Origin of the sequence: Pseudoalteromonas sp. 5Ae-yellow (assembly GCF_014077565.1) — a bacterium.
Classification (GTDB): domain Bacteria; phylum Pseudomonadota; class Gammaproteobacteria; order Enterobacterales; family Alteromonadaceae; genus Pseudoalteromonas.
This window is the reverse complement of record NZ_JACGWD010000219.1, coordinates 1-242: the sequence shown is the minus strand read 5'-3', so window position 1 is coordinate 242 and position 242 is coordinate 1. Positions and strand designations below refer to the sequence as shown.

The 242-nt window shown below is 49.2% G+C and carries 1 pseudogene; it reads right to left on the bottom strand.

The features are described from left to right. Positions 1 to 242, bottom strand: a pseudogene (locus tag H4J63_RS20150) (IS4 family transposase); the annotation flags it as partial.

The following is a 242-nucleotide window of genomic DNA, read 5'->3' as shown; positions in this document are numbered from 1 at the left end:
TGATGATAGCTAAGGCGTCTTCTTTGCTGGTGACTGGTTCACTGGTTAATAGGTGCCAGCTTAAGCCGTTCTCAGCGTTTCCTCTCTCTGCACTGCCGACATAGTAAACTGGGATGGAGCGTCCTTTCTTATTGTAAGGCGCTTTGAGTGTCACTGGCGCATAGGTGATATCCAGTGTTGCGCTTCGGGCTTTTCTTCCTCCTTTTTGTGCAATGTGGATGTGTTTGGTGCCTGCACTCATC